Source organism: Microcystis sp. M165S2, assembly GCF_020245885.1.
Classification (GTDB): domain Bacteria; phylum Cyanobacteriota; class Cyanobacteriia; order Cyanobacteriales; family Microcystaceae; genus Microcystis.
In genome coordinates this window covers 1-2,820 of sequence record NZ_JADBTZ010000037.1, presented here as the reverse complement: position 1 = coordinate 2,820, position 2,820 = coordinate 1, and the positions used below count along the sequence as shown (strand labels likewise).

Here is a 2,820-nt window from a genome sequence, read left to right as displayed (position 1 = left end):
GGACACGATTGGGACAGATAGCTGTTAGCAAGATTCAGTTAATTCGTCGTTCTAACGGTTTAATTGTTTCTCACTAATTCATATAAAGCCGCCCTCCGCTATCGCTAAAGGGCGGGGTTTCAGACCCAGTTTTTCGATGAATGGAGGAAATCAAAATGCAATGCCTTCAGCAACTCCTGAAAAGAAAGTTCCGAAGTTTTCACCTAACACTGTCTACTTAAAACTGCAATCTGATAACTGATAACTGATAACTGATAACTGAAATCCCCCAACACCCAAAATATAGTCACTATTGCCAGCGCCTAACCATGAAATACTTTCTTTTTTTAGCAATCAAATCACAGGGAAAAAAAGCGAGGGGTTTTACTCTAATAGAATTGTTAGTAGTGGTGATTTTATTGGGGGTTCTCGCTGCCATTAGTTTACCGAGTCTCTTCGGACAAATCGCCAAAGGTAGGCAAGCAGAAGCGCGCGAGACACTGGGATTAATCAATCGCGCCCAACAGGGTTATCGTTATGAAAAAGGGACTTTTGCTACTTTACCTGAACTATCTCTGGAAGCTGCCAGTATTTCCCTAAAATTCTATGATATCAGCGAAGTACCAAGTCCCAATGCTTTTGGGGCGGCCTATCAATTGAATGCTTTGACTCAATTTAATGACGATATTAAAAATTATGCCGGGGCGGCTGGACAAACGGCAGCTGGGGCTTATACTGGGATTGTTTGTGAGGATGAAAATCCTTTAGAAGATAATGTTTCTACCAGTAATTCCGCTGGCGTTCTTAGCTGTGTTAATGGCGTTGAAATTAATTAAAATAACCCCCAAAAATCTTTTATTTTTGTTGATAAGTAAATGGTTATAATTATGAAGGTCGTGATTTGTAGGTTAATTCATCGTAGGGTTAATTCATTGTAGGGTTAATTCATGAATTAACCCTACCCTTGATAAGGGGGGAGGTGACAATTTTTAACCTCTAAGTGGGTAGGTATTAAAAACTTTCAGATCCCCCCGCCTATCGGCACCCCCCTTAATAAGGGGGGCAGGGGGGATCGAACCTAAAATTCATGTTTTAATTTAATTAAAACCAGCTACTTACGTTACTGATTATTGACTTTTATTTAAAGCTATGCTAGGCGCAAACAAATCTCTCCATCTATCCTTACTTAAAACTCTTGGTTTAATCGCTGTTATCGGTGGTTTAATCATGGTCATTGTCGAAATGCAACAGGAAAAGGTGAAAACTTTGACCAAAGAAAAATTATTAGAGAGAAATTATGCTCAAGAATCTCGCCTAGAAAATTCTCAGGTTCAGTTATTTAAAAATATACCTTCCTTTGGCTTTAATAATATGTTAGCCAATTGGGCAATGTTGCAGTTTATACAATATTATGGCGATGACGATGCTCGTCGGGAAACCGGTTACGGTTTAAGTCCCGATTTTATGGAAATTGTCGCTAAAAATGACCCGAAATTTGTCCGTGCCTATTTGATGATGTCCGTCGCTTCTTCTGTCAATGCCGGCAAACCCGAAAGAACCGTTGAGATTATGAATAAAGGTTTATCAAAAATCACTCCTGATGTTACTGATGCCTATTTTCTTTGGTTATATAAAGGAGTGGATGAACTATTATTTTTAGGTGATATTCCTGCGGCGAAAAAATCTAATCAAATGGCCGCCGATTGGGCAAAAATTGCCGGTAATGAATTTATCGAAAAATCCGCTAGGGGAACGGTGAAATTTTTAGAAACTAATCCCGATAGTCGCGCTCCTAGAGTCGGCGCTTGGATGTTAGTCTGGCTAAATAGCAAAGACGAAGAAACCCGCAAGTTAGCCAAGGAAAATATCGAAAAATTGGGCGGTAAATTGGTTGTGAATAATAATCAGGTGATGGCAATTCCCCCCAAGGATTAGGAACTGGCCTATTTTTCATCCTGCCAAAACTTATGATTTAATAAGCCATCAATATCCTTAGAAAAAGGACAAACATCGGGAAAACTACCATCATATTCAATTCGCATATTCTCCAACGCTTCCTGATAACAATCATCACACATATCTGTTAAAAAACTACATAAACTAGGAGAATCTTTAAGGATATTTTTTAACTTAGATTGACAACGTTTAATTGTTACTTCCCAACCTCGATAACAGTCGGACAAAGGAAGATAACGCCGTTTTAAAGCCTGTTCAAATAATGTAGTTAAACGGGTTTTTAGTTCTCTTTTGTCTCGTCTTCCCAAAGATTCCACCTCCTCGATCAAATTCTCTAAATCAACTTGAGATAAATCCCCAGATTTTAATTGTTTGACCGTCTTCTCTATCCACAAAGCAAAATCTTGATCATAAAGATTTTTTACCTTTGCTAAAGTCATAATTTTTACCTCCTCTGTTGACTAATTACCCTCATTTTATCTAAACCTCGCCAATTCAGACGGCTCTCTTGTCCTTCGTGTGATAAGTTTGATTAATCGATCGCTAGTTACTCTCTGTGTCCTTTGTGCCTTTGTGGTTCATCCCTCTCTTCACAACTAACAAGCCACAAACTGCACCGATCGAGGGATAATATAACCCCAAAAAATTTGACTTCGGCAAAAAGAAACCTTTCCCCCTGCGGGTTCAACATTTTTACCTGAAATGTCGGCTTGAAGGCTCTCGGTTTTACCTCGGAGATGAAAAGTTCCGCCAGCATAGAAATAGCGAAGCACGATTGACAACTCAATTCTTAGCGTGCTAGAATAGTTTGCGTAGTAGGTCGGCACGCAAGATGTTCATTTTAGAGTACAAGCTTAGAGGAAAACCATCTCAATATCAAGCCAT

3 protein-coding genes are annotated in these 2,820 nt (G+C 39.1%); 2 read left to right on the top strand and 1 reads right to left on the bottom strand.

Translation table 11 applies throughout. From position 1 onward, the window contains the following. Positions 1-308 precede the first annotated feature (308 nt). Together IM479_RS01985 and IM479_RS01980 are read left to right on the top strand one after the other, a co-directional pair. Positions 309-815, top strand: a complete 507-nt coding sequence (locus tag IM479_RS01985; protein ID WP_287685346.1) for a type IV pilin-like G/H family protein — start codon at positions 309-311, stop codon at positions 813-815. 313 nt (positions 816-1,128) lie between these two features. Further along, positions 1,129-1,914: a hypothetical protein gene (locus IM479_RS01980; RefSeq protein WP_287685345.1), complete on the top strand. Its 786-nt coding sequence runs from the start codon at positions 1,129-1,131 to the stop codon at positions 1,912-1,914. A gap of 8 nt (positions 1,915-1,922) precedes the next feature. Here the strand turns inward: IM479_RS01980 and IM479_RS01975 are convergent, their stop codons facing one another. Continuing rightward, complete coding sequence (locus IM479_RS01975) at positions 1,923-2,375, bottom strand: DUF29 domain-containing protein (protein ID WP_287685344.1); 453 nt, start codon at positions 2,373-2,375, stop codon at positions 1,923-1,925. Positions 2,376-2,820: the final 445 nt, after the last annotated feature.

Bases quoted from the DNA above. Each gene is read 5' to 3' on its own strand.
- IM479_RS01980 (WP_287685345.1), top strand. From the start codon at position 1,129: ATGCTAGGCGCAAACAAATCTCTCCATCTATCCTTACTTAAAACTCTT.
- IM479_RS01975 (WP_287685344.1), bottom strand. From the start codon at position 2,375: ATGACTTTAGCAAAGGTAAAAAATCTTTATGATCAAGATTTTGCTTTG.
- IM479_RS01985 (WP_287685346.1), top strand. From the start codon at position 309: ATGAAATACTTTCTTTTTTTAGCAATCAAATCACAGGGAAAAAAAGCG.